Annotated in this window: 30 protein-coding genes and 3 rRNA genes; 1 reads left to right on the plus strand and 32 read right to left on the minus strand. The window is 54.7% G+C overall.

Features of this window, described 5'->3' with window-relative positions:
* Window positions 1-52 precede the first annotated feature (52 nt).
* The 4 genes from rrf to HMPREF1527_RS06010 all read right to left on the minus strand — a co-directional run bounded on the left by rrf (window position 53) and on the right by HMPREF1527_RS06010 (window position 6,287).
* Window positions 53-168 (minus strand): 5S ribosomal RNA (gene rrf, locus HMPREF1527_RS05995).
* A 108-nt stretch (window positions 169-276) separates the two neighbouring features.
* A 23S ribosomal RNA gene (locus HMPREF1527_RS06000) occupies window positions 277-3,217 on the minus strand.
* A gap of 229 nt (window positions 3,218-3,446) precedes the next feature.
* A 16S ribosomal RNA gene (locus HMPREF1527_RS06005) occupies window positions 3,447-4,958 on the minus strand.
* The 16S, 23S and 5S rRNA genes sit together here, the layout of an rRNA operon.
* A 339-nt stretch (window positions 4,959-5,297) precedes the next feature.
* Window positions 5,298-6,287, minus strand: coding sequence for a glycosyltransferase (locus HMPREF1527_RS06010; protein WP_016477810.1), 990 nt, complete (start codon window positions 6,285-6,287; stop codon window positions 5,298-5,300).
* Between the two features lie 77 nt (window positions 6,288-6,364).
* Between HMPREF1527_RS06010 and HMPREF1527_RS06015 the strand changes: the two genes are divergently transcribed.
* A complete protein-coding gene (locus HMPREF1527_RS06015) occupies window positions 6,365-7,534 on the plus strand; it encodes a glycosyltransferase (RefSeq protein ID WP_016477811.1) in 1,170 nt (389 codons plus the stop codon).
* An 83-nt stretch (window positions 7,535-7,617) separates the two neighbouring features.
* On the opposite strand, the gene HMPREF1527_RS06020 is transcribed toward HMPREF1527_RS06015, so the two are convergent.
* The 28 genes from HMPREF1527_RS06020 to rpsC form a co-directional block, all read right to left on the minus strand.
* Window positions 7,618-8,373 carry a hypothetical protein gene (locus tag HMPREF1527_RS06020; protein WP_016477812.1) on the minus strand — a complete coding sequence of 252 codons (756 nt, stop codon included), beginning with the start codon at window positions 8,371-8,373 and terminating at the stop codon, window positions 7,618-7,620.
* Window positions 8,374-8,543: 170 nt separating this feature from the next.
* Window positions 8,544-9,377 (minus strand): tRNA pseudouridine(38-40) synthase TruA, encoded by an 834-nt coding sequence (gene truA, locus HMPREF1527_RS06025; protein ID WP_016477813.1) that lies wholly within the window; start codon window positions 9,375-9,377, stop codon window positions 8,544-8,546.
* Window positions 9,378-9,411: 34 nt separating this feature from the next.
* A complete protein-coding gene (locus HMPREF1527_RS06030) occupies window positions 9,412-10,200 on the minus strand; it encodes an energy-coupling factor transporter transmembrane protein EcfT (protein ID WP_016477814.1) in 789 nt (262 codons plus the stop codon).
* Complete coding sequence (locus HMPREF1527_RS06035) at window positions 10,187-11,818, minus strand: ABC transporter ATP-binding protein (protein WP_016477815.1); 1,632 nt, start codon at window positions 11,816-11,818, stop codon at window positions 10,187-10,189. The genes HMPREF1527_RS06030 and HMPREF1527_RS06035 overlap by 14 nt, the downstream gene beginning before the upstream one ends.
* 126 nt (window positions 11,819-11,944) lie before the next feature.
* Window positions 11,945-12,481 carry a 50S ribosomal protein L17 gene (gene rplQ / locus HMPREF1527_RS06040; protein WP_016477816.1) on the minus strand — a complete coding sequence of 179 codons (537 nt, stop codon included), beginning with the start codon at window positions 12,479-12,481 and terminating at the stop codon, window positions 11,945-11,947.
* Window positions 12,482-12,516: 35 nt separating this feature from the next.
* The gene (locus tag HMPREF1527_RS06045; RefSeq protein WP_016477817.1) at window positions 12,517-13,458 is read right to left on the minus strand and encodes a DNA-directed RNA polymerase subunit alpha; all 942 of its coding nucleotides are present in this window, start codon (window positions 13,456-13,458) and stop codon (window positions 12,517-12,519) included.
* A 23-nt stretch (window positions 13,459-13,481) separates the two neighbouring features.
* Complete coding sequence (gene rpsD / locus HMPREF1527_RS06050) at window positions 13,482-14,075, minus strand: 30S ribosomal protein S4 (RefSeq protein ID WP_016477818.1); 594 nt, start codon at window positions 14,073-14,075, stop codon at window positions 13,482-13,484.
* 17 nt (window positions 14,076-14,092) lie between these two features.
* On the minus strand, window positions 14,093-14,494 hold the full coding sequence (rpsK, locus tag HMPREF1527_RS06055) for a 30S ribosomal protein S11 (protein ID WP_012809220.1): 402 nt from the start codon (window positions 14,492-14,494) through the stop codon (window positions 14,093-14,095).
* A 14-nt stretch (window positions 14,495-14,508) separates the two neighbouring features.
* Entirely contained in the window at window positions 14,509-14,877 is a 369-nt protein-coding gene (gene rpsM / locus HMPREF1527_RS06060; protein WP_016477819.1) for a 30S ribosomal protein S13, read from the minus strand.
* Between the two features lie 15 nt (window positions 14,878-14,892).
* Window positions 14,893-15,006 carry a 50S ribosomal protein L36 gene (gene rpmJ / locus HMPREF1527_RS06065; protein WP_002563183.1) on the minus strand — a complete coding sequence of 38 codons (114 nt, stop codon included), beginning with the start codon at window positions 15,004-15,006 and terminating at the stop codon, window positions 14,893-14,895.
* 98 nt (window positions 15,007-15,104) lie between these two features.
* Window positions 15,105-15,323 carry a translation initiation factor IF-1 gene (gene infA / locus HMPREF1527_RS06070; RefSeq protein WP_003149988.1) on the minus strand — a complete coding sequence of 73 codons (219 nt, stop codon included), beginning with the start codon at window positions 15,321-15,323 and terminating at the stop codon, window positions 15,105-15,107.
* Window positions 15,324-15,469: 146 nt separating this feature from the next.
* Complete coding sequence (gene map, locus HMPREF1527_RS06075) at window positions 15,470-16,258, minus strand: type I methionyl aminopeptidase (RefSeq protein WP_016477820.1); 789 nt, start codon at window positions 16,256-16,258, stop codon at window positions 15,470-15,472.
* Window positions 16,255-16,881, minus strand: coding sequence for an adenylate kinase (locus HMPREF1527_RS06080; RefSeq protein WP_016477821.1), 627 nt, complete (start codon window positions 16,879-16,881; stop codon window positions 16,255-16,257). Before HMPREF1527_RS06080 ends, map begins: the two co-directional genes overlap by 4 nt.
* A gap of 71 nt (window positions 16,882-16,952) precedes the next feature.
* Entirely contained in the window at window positions 16,953-18,233 is a 1,281-nt protein-coding gene (gene secY / locus HMPREF1527_RS06085; RefSeq protein WP_016477822.1) for a preprotein translocase subunit SecY, read from the minus strand.
* Window positions 18,233-18,679, minus strand: a complete 447-nt coding sequence (gene rplO / locus HMPREF1527_RS06090) for a 50S ribosomal protein L15 (protein ID WP_016477823.1) — start codon at window positions 18,677-18,679, stop codon at window positions 18,233-18,235. Before rplO ends, secY begins: the two co-directional genes overlap by 1 nt.
* Window positions 18,680-18,690: 11 nt before the next feature.
* On the minus strand, window positions 18,691-18,876 hold the full coding sequence (gene rpmD / locus HMPREF1527_RS06095) for a 50S ribosomal protein L30 (protein ID WP_016477824.1): 186 nt from the start codon (window positions 18,874-18,876) through the stop codon (window positions 18,691-18,693).
* Window positions 18,877-18,878: 2 nt separating this feature from the next.
* On the minus strand, window positions 18,879-19,400 hold the full coding sequence (gene rpsE, locus HMPREF1527_RS06100; protein WP_016477825.1) for a 30S ribosomal protein S5: 522 nt from the start codon (window positions 19,398-19,400) through the stop codon (window positions 18,879-18,881).
* A 9-nt stretch (window positions 19,401-19,409) separates the two neighbouring features.
* Window positions 19,410-19,778, minus strand: a complete 369-nt coding sequence (gene rplR / locus HMPREF1527_RS06105) for a 50S ribosomal protein L18 (protein WP_016477826.1) — start codon at window positions 19,776-19,778, stop codon at window positions 19,410-19,412.
* A 62-nt stretch (window positions 19,779-19,840) separates the two neighbouring features.
* A complete protein-coding gene (gene rplF / locus HMPREF1527_RS06110) occupies window positions 19,841-20,377 on the minus strand; it encodes a 50S ribosomal protein L6 (RefSeq protein ID WP_016477827.1) in 537 nt (178 codons plus the stop codon).
* Window positions 20,378-20,405: 28 nt separating this feature from the next.
* A complete protein-coding gene (gene rpsH, locus HMPREF1527_RS06115) occupies window positions 20,406-20,804 on the minus strand; it encodes a 30S ribosomal protein S8 (protein ID WP_016477828.1) in 399 nt (132 codons plus the stop codon).
* A gap of 90 nt (window positions 20,805-20,894) precedes the next feature.
* Window positions 20,895-21,080: a type Z 30S ribosomal protein S14 gene (locus tag HMPREF1527_RS06120; RefSeq protein WP_016477829.1), complete on the minus strand. Its 186-nt coding sequence runs from the start codon at window positions 21,078-21,080 to the stop codon at window positions 20,895-20,897.
* Window positions 21,081-21,140: 60 nt separating this feature from the next.
* Complete coding sequence (gene rplE / locus HMPREF1527_RS06125; protein ID WP_016477830.1) at window positions 21,141-21,701, minus strand: 50S ribosomal protein L5; 561 nt, start codon at window positions 21,699-21,701, stop codon at window positions 21,141-21,143.
* Between the two features lie 306 nt (window positions 21,702-22,007).
* The gene (gene rplX / locus HMPREF1527_RS06130; RefSeq protein ID WP_016477832.1) at window positions 22,008-22,325 is read right to left on the minus strand and encodes a 50S ribosomal protein L24; all 318 of its coding nucleotides are present in this window, start codon (window positions 22,323-22,325) and stop codon (window positions 22,008-22,010) included.
* 13 nt (window positions 22,326-22,338) lie between these two features.
* The gene (rplN, locus tag HMPREF1527_RS06135) at window positions 22,339-22,707 is read right to left on the minus strand and encodes a 50S ribosomal protein L14 (protein ID WP_003148475.1); all 369 of its coding nucleotides are present in this window, start codon (window positions 22,705-22,707) and stop codon (window positions 22,339-22,341) included.
* Window positions 22,708-22,772: 65 nt separating this feature from the next.
* Entirely contained in the window at window positions 22,773-23,039 is a 267-nt protein-coding gene (gene rpsQ / locus HMPREF1527_RS06140; RefSeq protein WP_016477833.1) for a 30S ribosomal protein S17, read from the minus strand.
* Window positions 23,040-23,055: 16 nt separating this feature from the next.
* Window positions 23,056-23,271, minus strand: coding sequence for a 50S ribosomal protein L29 (rpmC, locus tag HMPREF1527_RS06145; protein ID WP_016477834.1), 216 nt, complete (start codon window positions 23,269-23,271; stop codon window positions 23,056-23,058).
* Window positions 23,271-23,696 carry a 50S ribosomal protein L16 gene (gene rplP / locus HMPREF1527_RS06150; protein WP_016477835.1) on the minus strand — a complete coding sequence of 142 codons (426 nt, stop codon included), beginning with the start codon at window positions 23,694-23,696 and terminating at the stop codon, window positions 23,271-23,273. The genes rpmC and rplP overlap by 1 nt, the downstream gene beginning before the upstream one ends.
* Window positions 23,696-24,403 carry a 30S ribosomal protein S3 gene (rpsC, locus tag HMPREF1527_RS06155; RefSeq protein ID WP_016477836.1) on the minus strand — a complete coding sequence of 236 codons (708 nt, stop codon included), beginning with the start codon at window positions 24,401-24,403 and terminating at the stop codon, window positions 23,696-23,698. The genes rplP and rpsC overlap by 1 nt, the downstream gene beginning before the upstream one ends.
* Window positions 24,404-24,408 lie beyond the last annotated feature (5 nt).

The raw sequence follows: 24,408 nt of genomic DNA on the forward strand, positions 1-24,408 counted from the left end.
GCCTCCACATACGCGCACACAAAAGTCCCTCTCTATGCAAATGCCCCTTGTTGGTCAGCGACGTCCTGCTCTCCCACGGACTTCCTCCGCAGTACCATCGGCGCTCGGGAGCTTAACTTCTGGGTTCGGAATGGGACCAGGTGTGCCTTCCCTGCCATAATCGCTGACCAACAAGGGGTATTCGACTTTCAAGCGAGGCTTTCGCTCACGTACCCTGAGGGCCGCACAGTGTGATTGTTCGATCGAAGAAGGATCGCGTTTGGTAAAAGTATGTTTGAAAAGAAGAGCTCGACCGATTAGTATTGCTCGACTAAATGCGTTGCCGCACGTACATCTGCAACCTATCAACCTCGTAGTCTACAAGGGGTCTTACCGAAAGGAAAACTCATCTTGGGATGGGCTTCCCGCTTAGATGCTTTCAGCGGTTATCCCAACCGGACTCAGCTACCGGGCTCTGCCATTGGTTGACAACCCGTACACCGGAGGTCCGTCCACCCCGGTCCTCTCGTACTAGGGGCAGCCTCCCTCAATTTTCCTACGCCCACAGAGGATAGGGACCGAACTGTCTCACGACGTTCTGAACCCAGCTCGCGTACCGCTTTAAATGGCGAACAGCCATACCCTTGGGACCTGCTCCAGCCCCAGGATGCGATGAGCCGACATCGAGGTGCCAAACCTTCCCGTCGATGTGGACTCTTGGGGAAGATCAGCCTGTTATCCCCGGAGTACCTTTTGTCCGTTGAGCGACGGCCATACCACTCTGAGCCGCCGGATCACTAGAACCTGGTTTCCCATCTGCTCGACTTGTAAGTCTCGCAGTCAAGCCTGCTTATGCTCTTGCACTCAAAAGAATGGTTGCCGACCATTCTGAGCAGACCTTACGTGCGCCTCCGTTACATTTTAGGAGGCGACCGCCCCAGTCAAACTACCCACCTGACACGGTCCCCACGCCGGATAACGGTCGCAGGTTAGGATGCCGAAACGTCGAGGGTGGTATTCCAAGGGTGACTCCCCAGAAACTGGCGTCCCTGGTTCAAAGTCTCCCACCTATCCTCTACACGACGAACCGGCAGCCAATGTCAAGCTGCAGTAAAGGTTCACGGGGTCTTTCCGTCCTTCTGCGGGTAAGTCGCATCTTCACGACTAGTGCAATTTCACCGGGTCTATGGTTGAGACAGCGTCCAAATCGTTACGCCTTTCGTGCAGGTCGGAACTTACCCGACAAGGAATTTCGCTACCTTAGGACCGTTATAGTTACGGCCGCCGTTTACTGGGGCTTAGATTCGCTGCTTCGCATACGCTAACAACTCCTCGTGACCTTCCAGCACCGGGCAGGCGTCAGACCCTATACGTCGTCTTACGACTTCAGCAGAGTCCTGTGTTTTTGATAAACAGTCGCTTGGACCTATTTACTGTGACCGGCCGAGGCTCAAAGAGCGTGTCTTATCACCCAAACCGGCACCCCTTCTTCCGAAGTTACGGGGCAATTTTGCCGAGTTCCTTAACCATAGTTCTCCCGATCGCCTTGGTATGCTCTACCCACCTACCTGTGTCGGTTTTGGTACGGGCTCCGACAAGCTCCCTAGAGGTTTTTCTTGGAAGTATGGGCTCACTAGCTTCACTCAGTTGCTTCGTCAGACACCTCAGCCTCATAAGAAGCGCGTTTTACTACTTCTTAGCCTACGTGTCTTCACGGGGACGTCCAGAACCCCGACCAGCTACCCTGCTCCGTCACCCCATTGGTGATAGCGCTTGTGCGGAGGGACAGGAATATCTACCTGTTGTGCATCGACTACGCCTTCCGGCCTCGCCTTAGCTCCCGCCTGACCCTGGGAGGATTAGCCTTGCCCAGGAACCCTTAGGTGTACGGCGGACGAGTTTTTTACTCGTCTTTCGTTACTCATGCCAGCATTCTCACTTCTGGTCAGTCCACAGCCGGTTATCCGACTGCTTCAACCCAAACAGAAAGCTCCCCTACCACTTACACATACGTGCAAGTCCGCCGCTTCGGTACTATGCTTAGCCCCGTATATTGTCGGCGCATGTCCACTCGACCAGTGAGCTATTACGCACTCTTTAAATGAATGGCTGCTTCTAAGCCAACATCCTGGTTGTCTGAGCAAACGCACATCCTTTGCCACTTAGCATAGATTTTGGGACCTTAGCGGGCGGTCTGGGCTGTTTCCCTTTTGAATACACAGCTTAGCCCACATATTCTGACTCCCGGACTTTGGACCCTATGGTATTCGGAGTTTGATTAATCTTGGTAGGCGGTGAAGCCCCCGCAACTATTCAGTGCTCTACCCCCACGGGTAAACGTCCGAGGCTAGCCCTAAAGCTATTTCGGGGAGAACGAGATATCTCCAGGTTTGATAGGCCTTTCACTCCTATCCACAAGTCATCCCCTCAGTTTTCAACCTAAGTGGGTTCGGCCCTCCACGGGGTCTTACCCCCGCTTCAGCCTGCTCATGGATAGCTCACCTGGCTTCGCGTCTACGGTATGCGACTCACGCGCCCTATTCAGACTCGCTTTCGCTGCGGCTCGCTTTTGAGCTTAACCTTGCCACATGCCGTAACTCGCTGGCTCATTCTACAAAAGGCACGCCGTCACAGACAAAAGTCTGCTCCGACTGCTTGTAGGCAAACGGTTTCAGGTACTATTTCACTCCCCTCATCGGGGTACTTTTCACCTTTCCCTCACGGTACTGGTTCACTATCGGTCACAAGAGAGTATTTAGGATTGGAGGGTGGACCCCCCAGGTTCCCACCGGGTTTCACGTGTCCGGCAGTACTCAGGTGCCACACGAGAAGACATCGCAGATTCGCATACGGGGCTTTAACCCTCTTTGGCCGGCCTTTCCATACCGTTTTGCTTCCACGATGTTTTGTAACTTCTATGGTGTGTGGTCCTACAACCCCGAAAGCGCTTGCGCAACTTCCGGTTTGTCCTATATCCCCGTTCGCTCGCCACTACTTGGGGAATCTCGTTTGATTTCTCTTCCTCGGGGTACTTAGATGTTTCAGTTCCCCCGGTTACCTCACTCCTGCCTATAGATTCAGCAGGAAGTACTAGACGATTAAATCTAGTGGGTTTACCCATTCGGACATCCACGGGTCAAAGGTTATGTGCACCTCACCGTGGCTTATCGCAGCTTATCACGTCCTTCATCGGCTTCTTGTGCCAAGGCATCCACCGTTTGCCCTTACCATCTTCTTTTAATGGTTTGAACATACTTGATTGCACTTTTGCCGTATCGGCAAAAGTATCTACAGATGCGATCTTCTTGAAGAAAATCGAATTAATCACACTATGCAGCTCTCAAGGTACGCGAGGGCGAACCCTCGAGACCGGATACTGACGCATATGCGGACAAAGATTTCAGTGTTGATACATTGCGAGGGTACTCAAATAAAGTAAATCAATCTAGATGAGGGTATCTCCCTAGAAAGGAGGTGATCCAGCCGCACCTTCCGGTACGGCTACCTTGTTACGACTTCACCCCCCTTACCAACCACACCTTCGGCGTCTCCCTCCAAACGGTTAGGCTGACGACTTCGGGTGCAATCGACTCGGGTGGTGTGACGGGCGGTGTGTACAAGACCCGGGAACGCATTCACCGCGGCGTGCTGATCCGCGATTACTAGCAACTCCGACTTCATGGAGGCGGGTTGCAGCCTCCAATCCGAACTGGGGCCGGCTTTCGAGATTCGCTCACCCTTGCGGGTTGGCAGCTCATTGTGCCGGCCATTGTAGCACGTGTGTAGCCCAGGACATAAGGGGCATGATGACTTGACGTCGTCCCCACCTTCCTCCGGCTTGACGCCGGCGGTCTCGTATAGGTGCCCGGCCGAGCCGCTGGCAATATACGACGAGGGTTGCGCTCGTTGCAGGACTTAACCTAACATCTCACGACACGAGCTGACGACAGCCATGCACCACCTGTATAGGCTCCTTTCGGCCACGACGTTTCCGCCGCTTCACCTATATGTCAAGCCCTGGTAAGGTTCTTCGCGTTGCTTCGAATTAAACCACATGCTCCGCTGCTTGTGCGGGTCCCCGTCAATTCCTTTGAGTTTTAGCCTTGCGGCCGTACTCCCCAGGCGGGACACTTAATGCGTTAGCTGCGGCACGGAGGAAAGGCTCCCCCACACCTAGTGTCCATCGTTTACAGCTAGGACTACCAGGGTATCTAATCCTGTTTGCTCCCCTAGCTTTCGCTCCTCAGCGTCAGTTATGGCCCAGAAGGCCGCCTTCGCCACTGGTGTTCTTCCTAATATCTGCGCATTCCACCGCTACACTAGGAATTCCACCTTCCCCTACCAAACTCAAGTCTGCCGGTATCGGGAGCGGACGGAGGTTGAGCCTCCGGATTTAACTCCCGACCTAACAGACCGCCTACGAGCGCTTTACGCCCAATGAATCCGGATAACGCTTGCCCCCTACGTATTACCGCGGCTGCTGGCACGTAGTTAGCCGGGGCTTCTTCTGCAGGTACCGTCACTTACGCCTCGTCCCTGCTGAAAGCGGTTTACAACCCGAAGGCCTTCGTCCCGCACGCGGCGTCGCTGCATCAGGCTTTCGCCCATTGTGCAAGATTCCCCACTGCTGCCTCCCGTAGGAGTCTGGGCCGTGTCTCAGTCCCAATCTGGCTGGTCGGTCTCTCAACCCAGCTACCCATCATTGCCTTGGTAGGCCTCTACCCCACCAACAAGCTAACAGGCCGCGGGCCCATCCTTCTCCGCAAAAGCTTTCTCACTTGAGTCATGCGGCTCAAGTGAAGTATCGGGTATTATCCTCGGTTTCCCGAGGCTATCCCCAAGAGGAGGGCAGGTTGCCCACGTGTTACTCAGCCGTTCGCCACTTTATACACACCTAAAAGGTGCTTTAATCGTTCGACTTGCATGTGTTAGGCGCGCCGCCAGCGTTCATCCTGAGCCAGGATCGAACTCTCCATTCAAACTGATACAGACACATGTGCCTGTAGAGGTTAAAAGAGGTGAGTATAAATCCTCGCTTAGATCACGCTGATCTCGGATTCGCTGAAATATAAGAATTGGCGTGAATTTGCATTCACATTCGATTATTTCGCTAGTCTGTCTTTGTCGATCTTTTACGATCTCAGTATCCGGTTTTCAAGGTTCGCTGCGCTGCGCTTTTAGTAGGTCTGTCAGCGTCGCGCGGGGAATAACTATAGTCTCTACCCCCCTTCGAAAGACCCGAAAAGGCCGTCTTCACAAATCCTCCACAATTCGGGAACGAGAGGGTGGGTGGAAGGGAGGCTGACGGGTGGAAAACGCTACTTGAGTGGCGGCATGGGCTTCCATGTAGGATCTCGATAGATAACACGCGCATCACGCCAACCTTGGTAGAGCTTGGCCCACCCTGAGCGGAAATGTTTACGGTCGACAAGCGCAATGCGTATCAGCTCTTTCGCAAATGTCAAAAACGTTCCCAACCCAAACATCCAACGGTTGTAATCGCCCTTTTCTTGAAAATAGCGAGCCATATAGCCGCGGTTGCGCGTGATGTAGTAGCGCGTCATATCGGATGTGGAATTGAGCTGCCGCACAGAGCCAATCCCTTGACCAGGTACTTCTCGGCAACGCCTCAGTATGAAATCGGGAATGAGAATTGGTTGCGTCACCTTGCTGGCAAGGTATCCGTACAGAGCGTCGTCCCAGTAAATGAAGAAGCGGGCGTCCGGCAGACCGATTTGCTCAACGATCGTGCGGCGAAAGAATGCTCCTTCAAAACACATGACATTGCACTTACGGTACGCGACACCTTGAAAGCCGGCTTTAGCGAGCGGGTTGTAAATACCCATTGACGTGCTGAAACGATACTGCCAAAAGAATGGTGATCCGTCGACGTCATAGCGCTGACCTTGGATAACGTCGGCCTTGTCGCACCACGCGTCCAAACGCTCCAGACCTTCAGGCACGACGGCAACATCATCGTCCATCACCCAAAACCACTCGGCGCCAAGTTCGTACGCCTGCCGTACACCCTCGGAAAAGCCGCCGGAGCCACCGGTATTTTGAGCCATTGGCACGTACAGCACGCGGGATGTACCTCCCCGCGCGTCAGGATCGTCCTTAGTGGCGCCCCATTTCTTTTCCACTTCCGCTGAAAAACGCTCTACCAAATCGGCGGTCAGACGGGAATGTTCATTGTCGACAACGATAATGCGCCACGGAGCGCGCGTAAGCTCCACAACAGACTTCAGCAAACCGCTCAGCAGTTCCTGGCGCTTATAGGTCACTATCACAAGGGCAGGACGATTCATAATCCCCCAAAAGACGAATCCGTTTGGTGCGTATGTATCTGTCGGTATAGTATAGAACAGCTACAAAAGGAGTCAGCATGAGCAATTCAAAGACAAGCACTCATCTTGTTTCCATCATCGTTCCTATATACAACGCCGAGAAGTACCTTGCGCAATGTCTGGACAGCGTACAGGCGCAGACCTATACGAACCTTGAGATTCTCTGCATAAACGATGGTTCAAAGGACAACTCGCTCGACATCCTTCATGCGCGCGCGGCTCACGATAATCGTATCACCGTTATCGACAAAGCAAACGCGGGCTATGGAGCCGCCTGCAACCTTGGTCTTGCCACCGCCCGCGGCGACTGGATCTCAATCGTAGAGCCGGATGACTACCTTGAACCGCGCATGTATGAGGCGCTTCTCGCGCAGGCCGACGCTCTCGGAGGAAACGAACACGTTGATATCGTCCGCTCTGCATACTGGCGGATATTTGATAGCGAGAAGGGCGCTCACGACCCTGGTGCCGCCTCACAAAAGCGCGAATCTTCCCGTAATCGTCCGCTGCCCTGCGCCTATAAGGACCGCGTCAAACCGGCCGGCCAGCCGTTTTTTATCGGCGATGGCATTGAGCTTTTGCTCCACCACCCCTCGATTTGGTCGGCAATCTACCGCAGAGAATTTCTCCTTGAAAACAAAGTCCGTTTCAAAGAGATTCCCGGTGCGGGATGGGCGGATAACCCGTTTCTTGTGGCTTCTCATTGCGCGGGGGCTCGCCTTGCCTACGTTGATGAGGCATTCTATTGCTACCGAGAAAACGGCATCGCGGAAGCGCGTGATTTTGCTAGGCGTGCTCCCCTTGTACCCCTTGAGCGCTGGAACGACATGATGGATGAGGCTGAACGCCGCAACATAACCGATGAACGTGTGCTGCGAGCGCTGACGGTGCGCGGCGTTAATTATGCGCTGCTTACCAAAGAGGCTCTTGAAGAGCGCGCGGTGCACGGAAAAACAGAGACGATCGATGTGTGCGCGCACAAGCTCCTTACCCAAAGCACACATCGCCTGCGAGCTGACTTGGTCTTTTCGGACGCGCGTATTGGCAGAGCGGGAACAGTGCTGGTAGCGGAAGCGCAGGGCCTGCGGGTACCAAAAAGACACGCACTGTCACATATGCTGTATCTGATTAGTGAAGGCTGGTATCGCACGAAAACCGGCGGCGCGGCAACGGTGCTCAGCCTGCTCAAGAGTCGCCGCTCATCGTAACCGGAGCGTCGCTCGTGCCTAAACCGGCCAAACAGGTCTCATTGCGCGCGGGCTAGTTTCGTACAGGTCAATTGTGGACAGATCTAATTGCGTACCAAGAGCCCGACACTTTGTCCGAGGCTTACCTGATCGAGTGTAGTGCCTGCTTCATCCTCGGACGTCTCTATGTCCACGCGGTTAAGATTTTCGATGCCAATAGGTTGTACTGTTTCAGCAAGTTCCAACAGCTGGCTGGGTTTCATATCCGTGTAAAGCGTCGACAGAAGCTTGCCTGAATTATTGACGAGCGCCTGCGCACCCGATCCCGACAAATTCGCAATCTGCTCCCATGTGTCCTGCGTCGCCAGGATAACGTGGGTGATTTTTATATTTGACGCCGCGGCGAGAGGAGCAACGCAGGCTTCAGCGCCTCCTTTAGTAAACAATTCCGCCAAGGTAGTGGTATTTCCGGCGGCATCCGTAACCACCGTGTTAAGCGGCAGCTTTACCAGCGTTCCACTACCGGCTGTCTTATCGACTACCAAAAGGGACGCTGATTGCAGATTCGGAGCGTCACCGCGCAGCTGATCTGTTGTCAAAAGAAGCACGCTGGTAAACTCATCTTGCGAACGCGTATACCCGTCTACATCGTCCGATGAAACTTTTTGCTGAGCCAGCGCCGAGTGGAGCGCATGATCTCCCAAATGAGATTCAAGTTGCACCCGATTCCAAAGCGTTGAACATACAAGGGCTACCACAATGCAGACGGCAACCACAACAGCGCCGCCAATAATGTTGCGATACGGATTGTTGTCGCGAGGCACGTCAATGCGTTCAAATTTCTCGCGTTTCTTCAACATATACGCTCCCCGCTCACCCTATCTTCGCAATGTTTGTTCTTATCCCATTTTGACGGCAAGGCAAAACCATTGAAAAGGCTTACCGCGCGAATGGTAGCAACAAAACGGCGAGTGGAGTCATTGCGCCACAGCGCAAAAGAGAAATTGGCTTGTCAGACCCTAAAGGGTGGTCATTGCTCCCACGGTTGCAACATCCCCTGCGGATATGAAACGTCAACAAAGGTCAGTCCCTTCGCCGGCGCGGTTGGCCCAGCGGCGCACCTATCGCACGCGAGAAGTACCTCGTGTACCCAGCTCTGCGCTCGATGTCCGCGTCCAACCTCAACAAGCGTGCCAACAATAGTTCGCACCATCGTATGCAAAAAGGCGTTTCCCTTGATGTCGAAAGCGATGATTTTCTCGCCTGCCTCGTCAATTTCCACAACCGAAATATGCTCGACATAACGGTGCGTCGGTTTGTCGACGGCTGAGACAGCCTTGCAAAAACTCTTAAAATCATGTTCGCCAACAAGTGCCTGAGCAGCAGCGTTCATAGCCGAAACGTCAAGGGCGCCGCTGTACCACCACGCATGATCCCACGCCAATACCGGGCGCGGCCCCGCGGCAACGCGATACCGGTAGCTTCGTGACAGAGCGTCGAAACGTGCCGAGAAACCCTCGGGAGCCCGATAGAGATCGCGGATGGAAATATCATCATCGGTAAGCGCGTTCAGCGAACGCATGAGGCGCGTGGCAGGAATTGCCGCTTCCTCTGTCAAAACAGGCACGCTTATGTACTGCGCCAACGCCGATACGCCCGCGTCAGTCCTTCCCGCACAGGCGAAATCAACCTCACGTCGAAACATCGTTTCCAGGGCGCGGCGTAGCTCTCCAGCAACGGTACGCTCTCCAGGCTGCTCGGCGAAACCGGAAAACGCGGCGCCGCGGTAGCCAAGCTTTATTCCAAGCGTACCTGCTGAAAAGACAGATTCGCGACACTCGACAGCCTCATCCGTTTTGCACATACCCGCTCCCTAGTCCCTCTCGCTTCTCTGCCACCTACAAGATTATGCAAGCCGCTGCGACAATTGCCAACACCAACCCTAACACTATCCAGCCGCATGCGCGCGGCGCCGAAAGCAGGCTCGTGCGCGGAGCCGCTCCAAAGGCTCGATCTGACAGAGCTCGCGCGAGCTCTTCAGACCGGCGGAAAAGCGATACCACCAGAGGTACCAGCACGGAAAACCAGGATTTGAGCTCTGAAAGAACTGTACGCCGGGCTGTCGCGCCGCTTCTGATCAGCTGCGCCGTACGGATGCGGTCAAGCTCTTCCATAGTAATCGGGATGAAGCGCAAAGCGATTGAGACCATCATCGAAAACCCGTCAACATCCAGCCCGAACTTTGAAAGTGGCTTCAAGACACGAGTAAGCGCCGCGCTTACCTCAGTCGCCGATGTTGTCGCGGAGCAAACCAGAACGAAGCCGAGTGCAAGCGTCATACGAGCAACGGCCCAAACTCCACGCAGAGCTCCCGCGTACGAGAGACCCACCGCGCCTAGGCGCACATCGGGAGCTCCTACGACTACCAACGTATTTGCCGCAAGTGAAGCTATCAGCACCACAGTCAGAGGCTTGAGCGCGCGAACCACGGTAAGCGGGGCGGTTTTTGACGACGCAAGCGCTACGGCCAAAAGCGCTGTCATGCAGGCTATGCCCAAAGGCGGACGGGCAGCAAACGACCCCACCACACAGACGCACAAGGCGAGCAATTTGATACGGGGATCAAGCTGATGAAGAGGGGTGTTGGCGATGCGATAGACACCGAGACCGTTCTTAGTCATAGGCATCAACGCCGCCTTTCTCGGCATCCGTAAGACAAGACAGGAGCTGCACCGAAAGCGGCGCCTCAAGACCTGCTGCCTGATACAGGTCTTCTCTCGTCTGCGCCTCAGAGGCGCTTACCGAGGCAACAGCATGTCCATCGGCCATAAAGACAATGCGGTCGGCAAACGCGAGCCACTCCCCCACGTCATGCGAAATAACCACTACCGGACTGCCATCGTCCGCCAGTTTACGAACCGCGGCGCGGATACGCTGGCGAGAAGTACCGTCAAGTCCGGCTGTCGGCTCATCCAGCACGAAAGAGGTGAAATGGCAGGCCATAAGACCCGCGAGCGCCACACGCCGCAGCTGCCCGCCGGAAAGCTCAAAGGGAGACCGCTCCAGAAGAGCATGTTCGAGGTCGACAGTCTGCGCTGCAGTGAAAACGCAGTTTTCAAGAGAGGCTCCCGCCAGACCGCGGGCCTGAGGACCGAAAGCAATATCGTTAAAGACTGTATCGGCAAAAACCTGGTTTTCCGAATTCTGAAACGCAAGACCTACGCTGCCCAGACGAACTGCTTCTCCGTCAAGAAGCGCCCCTCCCTCCTGTGGCTGGATAACTCCTGCTATAACCTGAGCCGCCGTAGTCTTTCCGGAGCCGGAGCGTCCCGCTACAAGCACCAGCTCACCTTCCGCCTCAAGAGAGCACCGGGAGAGCGCTGTCATGCCGTCGTGGGTAACCGTTGCACCAATAAGCGCGAGCTTCTTCGCCTGCGGTTTAAGGCTCGGTATTGCTGTTGCATGCGCGTTTGAAAGCAGACGACGTCCCTCTGCCACAAGGCCCTTCTCGCGCATAAATGCGGCAAGAGCGGGCAGAGGGCATCTGCTGGAAAGATTAAAACCCTTGGCAACCGCGCTCTGCAGGACTCGGGAGAATTCCGTAGACAACATGCCCGCACGAGCGGCTAAAGCGGAGTTGGAAAGAAAGTCGTTCGGAGAGCCGCTCCACGCGATACATCCGCCATCGAGCCAGATTACACGGTCGGCGCCCCACAGCGATTCCACGGAATGCGAAAGTTCCAGCACTCCCATGCCTTCATCGACCAAAGCGTCAACGCGAGAGCGGATTTTGGCGCGCGTATATCCATCAAGTTGCGCATAGACTTCATCAAGCAAGAGATAGCGCGGCGACAGCGCGAGAGTTGACGCAAGCGCTACAAGCTGCTGCTCGCCGCCGGAAAGCCCATGCGTTGCGCGATGGCGCAGGCAGGTAATACCGCACAGAGCAAGCGCCTCGTCAACGCGACTGTCAATCTCTTTCTTCGCAAGGCCAAGATTCGACGGACCAAAAGCAACTTCCTCATACACAGCAGCGCTGACCAGCTGATTTTGAGGATCTTGCCGAATCATGCCCACCCGCGAAGAGATGCTCGCTGACGGCGCCGTTGTAACAGTGCCGTCAACGCGCACTTCTCCTGAACTCGGACACAAAGACGCATTCATTAGTCGCGCAAGCGTAGTCTTGCCCGATCCGTTTGCACCGAGAAGAACAACGCGCTCTCCTCGATGTAGCTCACAAGAGACATCGGTTAGTACCGCTTCTGTATGAGGATAGGCAAAGCCTGCCTGAGATACCGCAATCATAGTCACCACCTTTGCCTTTTGTCGCGGTCATATCCTGTGCGTTAATCACGCCCGCCAGCAATCACGCTTCATAGCACAGAGGCCCCAGCGAACGCCGGGGCCTCTGAAAGTTGCTGTATCAGCGAGTTACTCAGCAGGTTTCTCGTCTGCAGGAGCCTCTTCGGCCTTTGAAGTCTCTTTGGCCGGAGCATCACTCTCCGCCTTCTCGGCCTCCTCATCCTTCTCGACTTTTTCAGCCTTGGCAGGCGCAACCTTGGTGGCCTTCGCCTTTGCTTTCTTCGGAGCAGCCTTGGCGGTCACCGGCTCGGTTACGAGCTCAATGATAACGACCTCAGCAGCGTCTCCCTTGCGAGGACCGAGCTTCATGATGCGGGTATACCCGCCCTGGCGATCCGCCCACATACCCTGGGCAGCCTTCTCAAAGACCTCGCGGACAAGCTCAGCGTCGCCAACCTTGGCAATGGCAAGACGGCGCGCATGAAGATCGCCACGCTTTGCCCATGTGATAACGCGATCAACCTCAGGGCGAATCGCTTTGGCGCGCTCTGAAAGAGTCTTGATACGATCATTCTTAAACAGGGCTTGCACCAGGCTTTTCTTCATAGCCTTGGTGTGGCTGGCGTCAGTGCCCAGCTTCATGCCCCTCTTTTTATTGTGCCTCATAATATAGCTTCTCCTATGCGTATGTGCGGCGTTGGTTAAGCCTTAAGGGACAGACCCATAGCCTCAAGCTTTTCTTTCACTTCTTCGATGGACTTAACGCCGAAATTCCTGATGTTCAAAAGATCGTTCTCAGAGAAATCAACGAGCTGACGCACCGAATGGATGCCCGCGCGCTTAAGGCAGTTGTAGGAGCGGACGGAAAGGTCCAAATCCTCAACCTGCTTATCAAGCTCGCTGTCATCTTGGACGTCCTCATTTGCGAAAATGGAGACTTCCTCAAGGGGCTCTTCAACCTCAGTCAAGCCCATAAAGGCATTCATGTGCTGGTTGATAATGTTCGCCGCTTCGACGACAGCCTCACGAGGACTTACAGCGCCGTTGGTCTCTACCTCAAGCACCAGACGGTCGTAGTCGGTATGACGCCCAACGCGGCAGGGCTCCACCGCTTTGGCGCAGCGACGTACCGGAGAGAAGATCGAGTCGACGCTGATAAATCCAATGGGATCACCGTCATGCTCGTTATCCTCGCCAGAAACATAGCCGCGACCCTCGCCAATACGCAGTCTCATGGAGAGATGAGCTCCCTCAGAGAGCGTGCAGATGTGCTGCTCGGGATTGACAAGCTCAAAGCCGGCAGGCACCTCAATATCAGCGCCCGTAATGACCTTGGGTCCATCAACAGTGATGGAAGCCTCAGCCTCATCAAAGTTCTCAAGCGAACGGAACACAAGTCCCTTGACGTTTAAGACAATATCGGTGACGTCCTCATAGACGCCATCAACCGTCGTAAACTCATGCTGAACACCATCAATCTGAATGGCCTCGACTGCCACGCCCTCAAGAGAAGAGAGCAGGACACGGCGAAGAGAATTGCCCAGCGTATCGCCATAGCCACGCTCAAGCGGCTCAACACTTACGCGCGCGACGTTTGCGCCAATTTCCTCAACCGACACGGACGGCCGGATAAATTCGGACATTGCTACCTCCAAACGGTGTCGGCTTACTTAGAGTAAAGCTCGACGATCAGCTGAGCGTCGATGTCGAGGTCAATCTGATCACGATTGGGAAGCTCAAGTACCGTACCCTGGAGCTTGTCAAGATCAAGCTCAATCCAACCGGGAACCGCCGTATGCTCGGAAGCAATGAGAGATTCCTTGATGGGGAGAAGATCTTTGGCCTTAGAGGCAACCGCGATGACATCACCCTTCTTAATACGATACGAAGGAATATCAACGCGCTTTCCGTTGACGGTAATGTGGCCGTGACGGACGGTCTGACGTGCCTCTTTGCGCGTGCGGGCAAAACCAAGGCGGAAGACCACGTTGTCAAGGCGGGTCTCAAGAATGCTCATGAGATTGTCGCCTGTAATACCCGGAGTCTTCTTAGCAAGTTCGTAATAACCATGAAATTGGTTCTCAAGGACGCCGTAGATGAACTTGGCCTTCTGCTTCTCACGAAGCTGCATACCGTATTCGCTCTCCTGGCGACGACGGTGACGCGGCTCACGGTGAGATTCCTTATTGATACCCATCACGATGGGATCGATGCCAAGCTGGCGGCACCTCTTAAGGACCGGGGTCCTATCAATTGCCATTGCTTGTCCTTTCCTGGCTAGTTGCGACGGCGCTTTTTAGGACGGCAGCCGTTATGCGCAATAGGGGTCTTATCCTGAATGCCCGAAACCTCGAGGCCTGCGGCCTGAAGGGAACGGATAGCGGTCTCGCGGCCGGAGCCGGGACCCTTTACAAAGACAGCAACCTTATGAAGACCATGCTCCATAGCTGCCTTCGCAGCAGCCTCCGCGGCAAGCTGTGCCGCAAACGGCGTGGACTTACGGGAACCCTTAAAGCCAACGGTGCCGCCGGACTGCCAGGAAATGACGTTACCCTGGGGATCAGAAATAGACACGATCGTGTTGTTGAACGTGCTCTTAATGTGGGCCTGGCCCACTGCGATGTTCTTACGCTCCGAGCGGCGGACGCGCGTCGTGCGAGCGTTTTTCTTTTGTGCCATATGACTTCTCCTGCCTACTTCTTCTTGCCGCCCACCTGACGCTTCTTACCCTTGCGGGTGCGAGCGTTGGTGTGGGTACGCTGACCGTGGACAGGAAGCCCCTTACGATGGCGAAGACCGCGATAGCAGCCAATCTCCATCAGGCGGGCGGTGTTTTGACGCACTTCACGGCGAAGATCGCCCTCAGTGGTGTAATGTGCATCAATAAAATCACGAATCTTGGTGACCTCATCTTCGGTCAGATCCTTGACACGCGTATTTACATCGATACCAGTCTCTGTGCAAATCTTAGTTGCACGGGTCTGGCCAATGCCGTAAAGATAGGTGAGTCCGACCTCAACGCGCTTGTCGCGCGGCAGGTCGACGCCGTTAATACGGGCCAACTTGGTGCTCCTTCCTTAGCCCTGACGCTGCTTGTGGCGCGGGTTCTCGCAAATCACGTAAACCTTACCGTGGCGACGAATAACCTTGCACTTGTCGCACATCTTCTTTACCGAAGGACGTACCTTCATTTGTGTTCCTTTCGGTCTGCTGACACGAACTTATATATACTCGCCCAGCCGCAGGCGTGAAATACAGACGTATCGTCTTACTTGTACTGCTGTATCACCTATTTGTAACGATAAGTGATGCGTCCCCTCGTGAGGTCATACGGAGAAATCTCCACAACGACCTTGTCACCAGGGAGAATCCGGATGTAATTCATGCGGATTTTGCCGGAAATCGTGCAGAGGATGGTCTTGCCGTTCTCGAGCTCAACGTTAAACATAGCATTTGGCAAGGGCTCCAGGACCTTACCTTCCAGCTCAATAGCGTCTTGTTTGCTCAATGTACATCCTCTCGACACAATGACAGCGATATGAAATCATACCAAAACACCCGCTTCTCGTCCAACGGAAATTGCAAGAACACATAGTACACCATATATGGCTCCTGAAAGCCGCATATCCAAGGCGAGAAGTACCTTGCACCCGCCTATGCTTCTCCGCCCTGCATGGAGCACCAGGGGCCTTCGGCATCCTCGGTAAGGACAACCGGTCCATCAGCCGTAATGGCAATAGTGTTCTCATAGTGAGCGGCAGGCAGTCCGTCATCGGTAACAACGGTCCAGCCGTTATTCAACACCGTGCACTCATAGGTGCCCATGGCAATCATCGGCTCAATAGCAATGACCATACCCGCCTGAAGCTTCACGCCACGGCCGCGCTTGCCGTAGTTTCTCACTTCCGGATCCTCATGCATAACATGGCCGACGCCATGCCCAACAAAGTCGCGAATAACCCCGTAGCCATGAGACTCCGCGAGTTCCTGAACGGCGGCTCCGATATCGCCTAAATGATTGCCAGGAACGGCGGCTTCGATGCCCGCCTTCAGGCACTCGCGCGTAACCTCGCAAAGCGCACGGGTCTTCTCGTCAACTTCTCCGACATAAAACGTCCAGGCGTTGTCGCCTACCCAACCGTTGAGCGTCGCGCCGGTGTCAATGGAGATGATGTCCCCTTCCTGCAATACGACATTGCTTGAGGGAATACCATGAACAATCTGCTCGTTCACGGATGCGCATACGGTACCGGGAAATCCACCATACCCCTTAAACGTGGGTACCGCGCCGTGGAGGCGGATAAAAGCTTCAAGAGCCTGATCAATCTCAAGTGTTGTGACACCCGGCTTAACCATGCGGCCGGCACGGCGAAGAGCCGCCTTTGAAAGCGCGCCGGCGGCCTTCATTTCTTCAATCTCTTGAGGAGTCTTAATGTTAATCATAGGGCAAGGATCTCCTTGACATCGTTATAAACCGCATCGACAGGACGATCTCCGTCAACCTCTTTCAGAATGCCATGGCCCCGATAATACTCAATCAAAGGGCTTGTCTGGCTTTCGTAAATGTCAAGGCGCCGTTTGATAGTCTCGGGCTTATCGTCATCGCGCTGGTACATCTCACCGGAGCAATTCGGGCATACGTCAATGCCGGCCGGCGCTGTATAACCACAATTCCTGCAGGTACGCCGCGCGCTCAGGCGATCGATGATGATCTTGGGATCAACGGAGACAAGCAAAGCGGCGTCAAGGGAGAGGCCCATGGCGGACAGCTCAGAGTCAAGCGTCACCGCCTGAGCAGTGTTGCGCGGAAAGCCGTCCAAAATAAAACCCCTCTGCGCGTCGTCGGCGCTGAGGCGCTCTTTTACCAAATCAATAACGAGCTGGTCGGGAACGAGCCGGCCTGCATCCATGTAGCCCTTTGCCTCGATTCCCAAAGGAGATTGGGCTTTAGCTGCCGTGCGGAGTAAGTCCCCGGTAGAAATGTGAGCAAGACCAAAATCAGCAACAAGGCGCTGTGCCTGCGTTCCTTTTCCCGCGCCTGGCGCACCGAGAAGAACAATGTTCATGATTTGCCTAGCCTTTCTATTCTTAAACAAGAGGCCCGTTGCCGGGCCTCTTTAATCTGCTTGTATCCGACTTACTTAAAGAAGCCTTCGTAATTATGCATCTTCAGGTGACTCTCTATCGATGCCAGCGTATCCATTGCAACGCCAACCATAATCAAGACTGACGTTCCGCCAAAGGCTTGAATGAGCTGATCTCCGGTAAACCAGAAGATGATTGACGGGACAACCGCGAGCACCGCCATAAATATAGCACCAGGAAGGGTAACGCGGTCAATAACAGACTTAATGTAGTTTGCCGTAGCCGCTCCGGGACGGACGCCTGGGATAAAGCCCCCCTGCTTCTTCAGCTGATCAGCTGTCTCCTCCGGGTTGAACACCATTGAGGTGTAAAAGTACGCAAAGAACACAATCAGAAGGATTGAAAGCACCCAGTTGACCCAACCTCTGGAAAGCGCCGTAGCAAACGCCTGGACTCCCCCAACATTCGGGAAGAACACCGCTATCTGAGCCGGAAGATACAGGATGGCGGACGCAAAGATAATAGGAACGACGCCAGCCGTATTGACCTTGATAGGAAGATAGGTTGACTGTCCACCCATCAGCTTGCGGCCAACGACGCGCTTCGCGTATGTAATAGAAATGCGGCGCTGTCCACGCTCGACATATACGATGATGGGCACGATGATGAGCATGATAACAACGGTTGCCACAGTCAAAATAGCATTCCCGCGTGTGGTAACAGAAGAAATCAGAGCCGTCGGCAGACCCGCCATAATATTGGCGAAGATGATAAGCGACATGCCGTTTCCGACGCCGCGCTGCGTAATAATCTCGCCAAGCCACATGATGATGATAGCGCCGACCAGCATAGTAAAGATGACCAGCACATGCTCAAGCGCCTCGGGAACTCCGTCCATAGCCGCAAAAGAAACATGATAGCTCTTGAACAGGAAGAGGTAGCCGATAGCGTTAAGAAGCGCAAGGGCGACCGTAAGGTAGCGCGTGTATTGCGTGATCTTGCGCTGGCCGCTTTCGCCGTCCTTTGCAAGCTCGCCAAGGGACGGAATGACCGACTGCATCATCTGAAGAATAATCTGCGCCGTGATGTAGGGCATAATGCCAAGGCTGAAAACAGACATGCGGGAAAGAGCGCCGCCTGAAAACAGGTTCAAAACCGCCATGGCACCATTAGAGGAAAGACCGTTTTGGTATCCCTTAAGCATTTCCTGGAACGGAGCACCCGGTACCGGAAGATAAGCTCCAAAACGATACAGAAGAAGAATCAGTATCGTCAAAAGGATCTTATTTCTTAGTTCTGAAACGCGAAACGCGTTGGCGATTCCCTTAAGCACTACTCTGCCTCAACCTTTCCGCCGGCCGCTTCAATCTTGGCTTGCGCAGAAGCGGAGACCTTGTCCACTTTGACGGTGAGCTTCTTGGAGAGCTCACCTGCGCCGAGGACCTTGACAGGAATGTAGTTGTGCTTGATAACTCCCTTTGCGACAAGCGCATCTGCGTCAACGGTATCGCCGTCAGCAAAAAGCGCATCAAGGCGAGCTACGTTAATAGGAGCGTACTCACAACGATTATGACTAGTAAAACCAGGGAGCTTTGGAAGACGCATAGCCAATGGCTGCTGGCCGCCTTCGAAGCCCGCGCCCTTTCCGCCACCAGAGCGGGAGAGCTGGCCGTTCATACCACGTCCGGCAAAAGTACCCTTGCCGGAAGAGTTGCCGCGACCGACGCGCTTACGATTCTTGCGCGAGCCCTCAGCGGGGCGAAGATCTTTGAGCTGCATATCACTTACCTCTAGTTCTCTTCAACCTCGACAAGGTGCTTGACCTTGAAGATCATTCCACGAATGCTTGGATTATCAGGCTGTTCAACGGTGCTGCCGATCTTGTGAAGACCGAGAGCTTTCACGGTAGCCGTCTGATCCTTCTTGACGCCTGCTACCGCGCCTCGAACCAGCTTGATGGTCAGACTCTTAGCCATCGTTAGTTCTCCTTCCCGACGAACATCTCGCGGGTAGTAATGCCGCGACGCTCGGCAGCCTGCTCGGGGCTTGAGAGCGCTTTGAGGCCCTCTGCAGCCGCCTTAATGATGTTAAGGGCGTTGCTGGTGCCCAAAGACTTGGAAAGTACATTGGTGATGCCGGCAAGCTCGAACAGCGGACGGATAGGACCGCCAGCGATAACGCCGGTACCTTCAAATGCCGGCTTAATCAAAACGCGGCCGGCGCCAAAGTGACCAATCACCGCGTGAGGGACAGAGCCGGACTCAGTCAAAGGAACCTTAAACATGTTCCTCTTTGCGTCCTCAACGCCCTTTTGAATTGCGAGGGGCACCTCAGCGGAACGTCCCTGACCAATACCAACATTACCCTTGCCGTCGCCGACGACCACGAGGGCCACCAGAGACATACGACGTCCACCTTTGACGGTCTTAGAAACGCGGTGAATATAAACGACGCGCTCCTGAAGATCCGTATCCTGCTGGCGCTTACGATCTCGTGCCATTGAATCCTCCTAGAACTTCAGGCCCGCGTTGCGGGCACCGTCTGCTAAAGCCTTGACGCGACCGTGATAGATGCGACCGCCGCGGTCAAACGTGACCTCAGCGATGCCCTTCTCGATAGCGCGCTTGCCAACGAGCTCACCCACAAACTCCGCCGCCTCCTTGTTGGAACCGACAGCGCCCTTGGCGCGGAACTCGGAATCAAGCGTAGAGGCAGAGCAGAGCGTTCTGCCGGATGCGTCGTCAATGACTTGAGCGTATATGTGTGCGTTCGTGCGATGCACGGTGAGACGCGGGCGCTCGGCGGTGCCAAAGACTTTGGCGCGAACGCGGCGCTTGCGACGGGCAAGACCCGCCTTTTTCGCCTGCAACTTGTTCATTACTTCTCCTTAGACGTTGCCGCCACCTGACGGGGTGACGGTCTTTTGCCTGTCAAGACGCTTTACTTAGCAGCCTTGCCGAGCTTCCTGCGAATATGCTCACCTTCATAGTGAATACCCTTGCCCTTGTATGGCTCAGGCGGGCGCTTCATACGAATTTCTGCAGCAACCTGACCGACCTGCTCTTTAGAGATGCCCTTGACCGTAATGTGAGTATTGTCAGGAACCTCAAACGTAATGTTTGCAGGCGCCGCATACACAACAGGATGGGAATATCCCAAGGAAAGATCCAGGTCTTTGCCCTTGAGTGTAGCACGGTAACCAACGCCGGTAAGCTCAAGCTTCTTCTCAAAGCCTTCGGATACTCCGACAACCATGTTGTGAAGAAGGGTGCGAACGAGTCCCTGCTGAGCATTGGACTCGCTTGACTCATCAACGCGGGAAACGAGAAGCTCCTCGCCCTCCTGCTTGATGGAGACAAGCTCTGAGAACGTGCGGTCAAGCTCTCCCTTAGAACCTTTAACGGTTACGTGAGTGTTATCAACTGTCACAGTGACTCCGGCTGGAATCTGGACAGGCTTCTTACCAATACGAGACACAACAGTCTCCTTTCATTCCTGCCGAGAGTTACCAGATATAGGCGATGACCTCGCCGCCGATGCCTACCTTACGAGCATCACGGTCGCACATCATGCCTTTAGAGGTGGACACCACTGCCGTGCCAAGACCGCCGATGACGCGAGGAAGCTTCTCGGCGGTGGAGTAAATGCGCAGACCGGGCTTGGAAATACGGCGAATGCCACGGATGATGCGTGCGCGCTTCTCGCCATACTTAAGCGTAATGTGAAGCGTCTTTTGGGGCTTCGTATCCTCAACGGAATACCCCTCGATGTAGCCCTCTTCAGAAATGACGCGGGCAATCTCAACGAGCACCTTGCTCGACAGCATAGAAACACTGTCCTTGCCTGCTGAGTTTGCGTTACGAATGCGCGTCAGCATGTCCGAAATGGGATCGGTAATCTTCATTGATCCTTCTCCTTTTGTTAATGATGAAACTGCGTGTCCGGTTCGTCCGCGCCCTTAGCGTGAACGCCTGGACGCCAGAGCTCCCTGTCCTTACCAGCTTGCCTTGCGGACACCAGGAAGCTCGCCCTTGTTCGCTAACTCGCGGAAGCACACACGGCACAGACCAAACTTGCGGTACACGGAGTGGGGACGCCCACAACGCTGACAGCGGTTCTGTGTACGGGTAGAGTACTTCGGCTCGCGCGACGCTTTGACGATCATCGAAGTCTTAGCCACAAATCCTCCTTCAAATGCAACTAGGCGGACGCCTAGAAGATTTCTTGCTCGTAGTTGTACTTAGTCCTGTTTGAACGGGAAGTGGAAGGCCTCAAGCAGTGCCTTGCCCTCCTCGTCGGTGTTGGCGGTAGTAACGATAGTAATATCCATACCGCGCGTATGATCAACCTTGTCAAAGTCAATCTCCGGGAAGATGAGCTGTTCCGTTACGCCCATAGAAAAGTTGCCGCGCCCGTCAAAGCTCTTGGCGGAAATGCCACGGAAGTCGCGGATACGAGGGATTGCGATGGCAATCAGACGATCCAAAAACTCCCACATGCGCTCCCCGCGAAGCGTAACTTTAGCGCCAATCGGCATACCCTGGCGAAGTTTGAACGTAGCAATCGACTTACGCGCGTGCGTGATGAGCGGCTGCTGGCCGGTAATCGTACGCAAGTCAGACACGGCGCCATCGATGGCCTTGGCGTCAGTTGCCGCCTCGCCAACGCCCATGTTGACAACGATTTTCTCAAACTTTGGAATCTGGTTGACGTTTGCGTAACCAAACTGCTTCTGCAGCGCGTCACGAACCGTCTTGTAGTACTCCTCTTTCAGACGAGGAACATACTTTTTCTCTGCCATGACTGTCTCCTTGACTCTTGGGGATTTACGTGCGGGGATCGCCTCGCACCTCCTGGTTTGGCACGCCAGGAGCCATACGCGCTCTCGACAGAACTAGCCTATAGAAAGACGCAATGAATTATATTAGCCTTTATCTCCCACAATTGAAACAACAATTTTAGGCTTTGTGCAAATTGTGGACACATCGCGCCTGTAGTCGATGCGCGCTGCGCGCCGGATGCCGTGCGACATAAAAAACGATCCGACATATACGCCGGATCGTTTAAACGTACCTTGTACGAAGAGCGTGGCACAAGCGAGAAGAACTTAGAGCTCCTCGCCGGAACGCTTGGAAACGCGGATCTTCGTGCCATCATCCTTGACGCTATAACCAACGCGAGTCGGTTTGTCGTCTTTAGGGTCAATGAGAGCGACGTTGGAGGCATCAATTGCCGCCTCGTGCTCAACAATACCGCCCTGCTGGTTTGCCGCATTGGGCTTCATGTGGCGCTTTACCACAGCGACACCCTCAACAACAACCTTGTTGTCTTTGGGGATAACACGCAGGACTTCTCCGCGCGTACCCTTGTCCTTACCAGTGAGGACCTCGACCGTGTCGCCTTTCCTGATCTTCATCTTGGGCATGTGTCAGTCCTCCTTACAGCGTCTCGGGTGCGAGTGAGACGATCTTCATGTACTTATGGTCACGCAGCTCGCGAGCGACTGGTCCAAAGATACGGGTACCCTTGGGCTCACCCTCTTTGTCGACCAAAACGCACGCGTTCTGGTCAAAGCGGATGTAGCTACCGTCCTTGCGACGGGTGTCCTTAGCAGTGCGAACGATGACGCAGCGAACGATGTCGCCCTTCTTCACCGAACCGCCGGGAGTTGCCTCCTGGACAGCGCCAATGATGACGTCGGCAAGGCCGGCGTAACGACGCTTGGAGCCACCAAGGACCTTGACGCACTTGACGCGTCGGGCGCCGCTGTTGTCAGCGACGTTAAGCATGGTCTCCATCTGAATCATGTGACGTTCCTCCGGAACTTGGTTTCTTAAGAGCGCGCAGGCTCATAAGAAACGACGAATGTTACTTACTTAGCGCGCTCAACGATCTCAGCGAGACGCCAGCGCTTGGTCTTTGACAAGGGGCGGGTCTCCATAACGCGAACCGTATCGCCCAAACCAGCCTCGTTCTTCTCGTCATGAACGTGAAGTTTCTTGCCGATAGTCATCATCTTGCCGTACTTAGGGTGGTGCTTGCGGTAGGTAATCTCAACCGTGATCGTCTTCTCGCCAGAGATGGAGACGACGGTTCCGGTACGAACCTTACGCGCATTCCTGCTTTCGGTCTCTGCCATAACTTATCTCCTGCGACTATTTCTGATCTGCGGCTGATTCCGCAGCAATTTGACGGGAACGCATCTCGGTCTGAACGCGAGCAATGTCGCGCTTGACCGTCTTCACGCGGGCCGTGTTGTCCAGCTGGCTGGTTGCCATCTGGAAGCGAAGGTTAAAGAGCTCTGCACGGCCTTCTTCGAGCTTCTTAGAAAGCTCTTCATCGCTCATCGCCTTGATGTCCGTGTATTTCATTATTCCTCCCCGTCCTGGTCGGCGCGGGTGACAATCTTGGTCTTGATGGGAAGCTTGTGCTGTGCCAGACGAAGTGCCTCGCGGGCGACCTCTTCGGAAACGCCGTCAATCTCAAACATGATACGGCCAGGCTTAACTACAGCGACCCACTCTTCAGGATTACCCTTACCCTTACCCATGCGGGTTTCTGCCGGCTTCTTTGAAACAGGCTTGTCGGGGAAGATGGTAATCCAGACCTTACCGCCACGCTTCATTTCGCGGGTAATAGCGATACGGGCAGCCTCAATCTGGCGGTTAGTAATCCAGTGAGCCTCCTCTGCACGGATGCCCCAGGAGCCGAAGTGCAGCTGGGTATTACCCTTTGCATGGCCCTTCATGGAACCGCGCTGAACCTTACGGTGCAAAACACGCTTAGGTGCAAGCATTAACGGCCCCTCCTCTCATTGCGACGGCGAGGACGCGAGGAGCCTTCAAGCGCCGGATTTGGCGCAGGCTGACCCGGCATCTTTTCGCCAAGATAAATCCAAACCTTGATACCGCAGGCACCCATGGTGGTACGAGCAGTTGAAGTGCCGTAAGCGACAACAGCGCGAAGGGTGTGCAGAGGCACGCGACCCTCACGGTACCACTCACGACGGCCCATCTCGGCGCCGTTCAGACGGCCGGAGCACTGAATACGGATTCCCTTTGCTCCCGCTTTGCGGGCGGACTGAACCGCCTTACGCATAGCGCGGCGGAATGCGACACGCTGCTCAAGCTGCTCTGCGATGGACTGGGCAACGAGGGTTGCGTCAAGCTCAGGACGCTTGACCTCGATGACGTCAACATTGACCTGACCCTTGCCAACCTTGGCGACACGCTCAAGGTCAGTGCGAAGTCCGTCAATCTCCGCACCCTTTTTGCCAATGACAATGCCGGGGCGGGCAGAGAAAATCGTGACCTTGATTTTGTCGCCAGCGCGCTCGATATCGATGCGGGCGATGGCCGCCTTCTCAAGACGCTTCTCGAGATACGAGCGGATAACAAGGTCATTGCCAAGATTCTCGGCGTAGTTCTTATCGGCGTACCAACGGGAGCGCCAGTTCTCGGTTACACCAAGACGAAAGCCGGTAGGCTGAACTTTCTGACCCATATGTT

The organism is Atopobium sp. oral taxon 199 str. F0494, assembly GCF_000411555.1.
Lineage (GTDB): Bacteria > Actinomycetota > Coriobacteriia > Coriobacteriales > Atopobiaceae > Lancefieldella.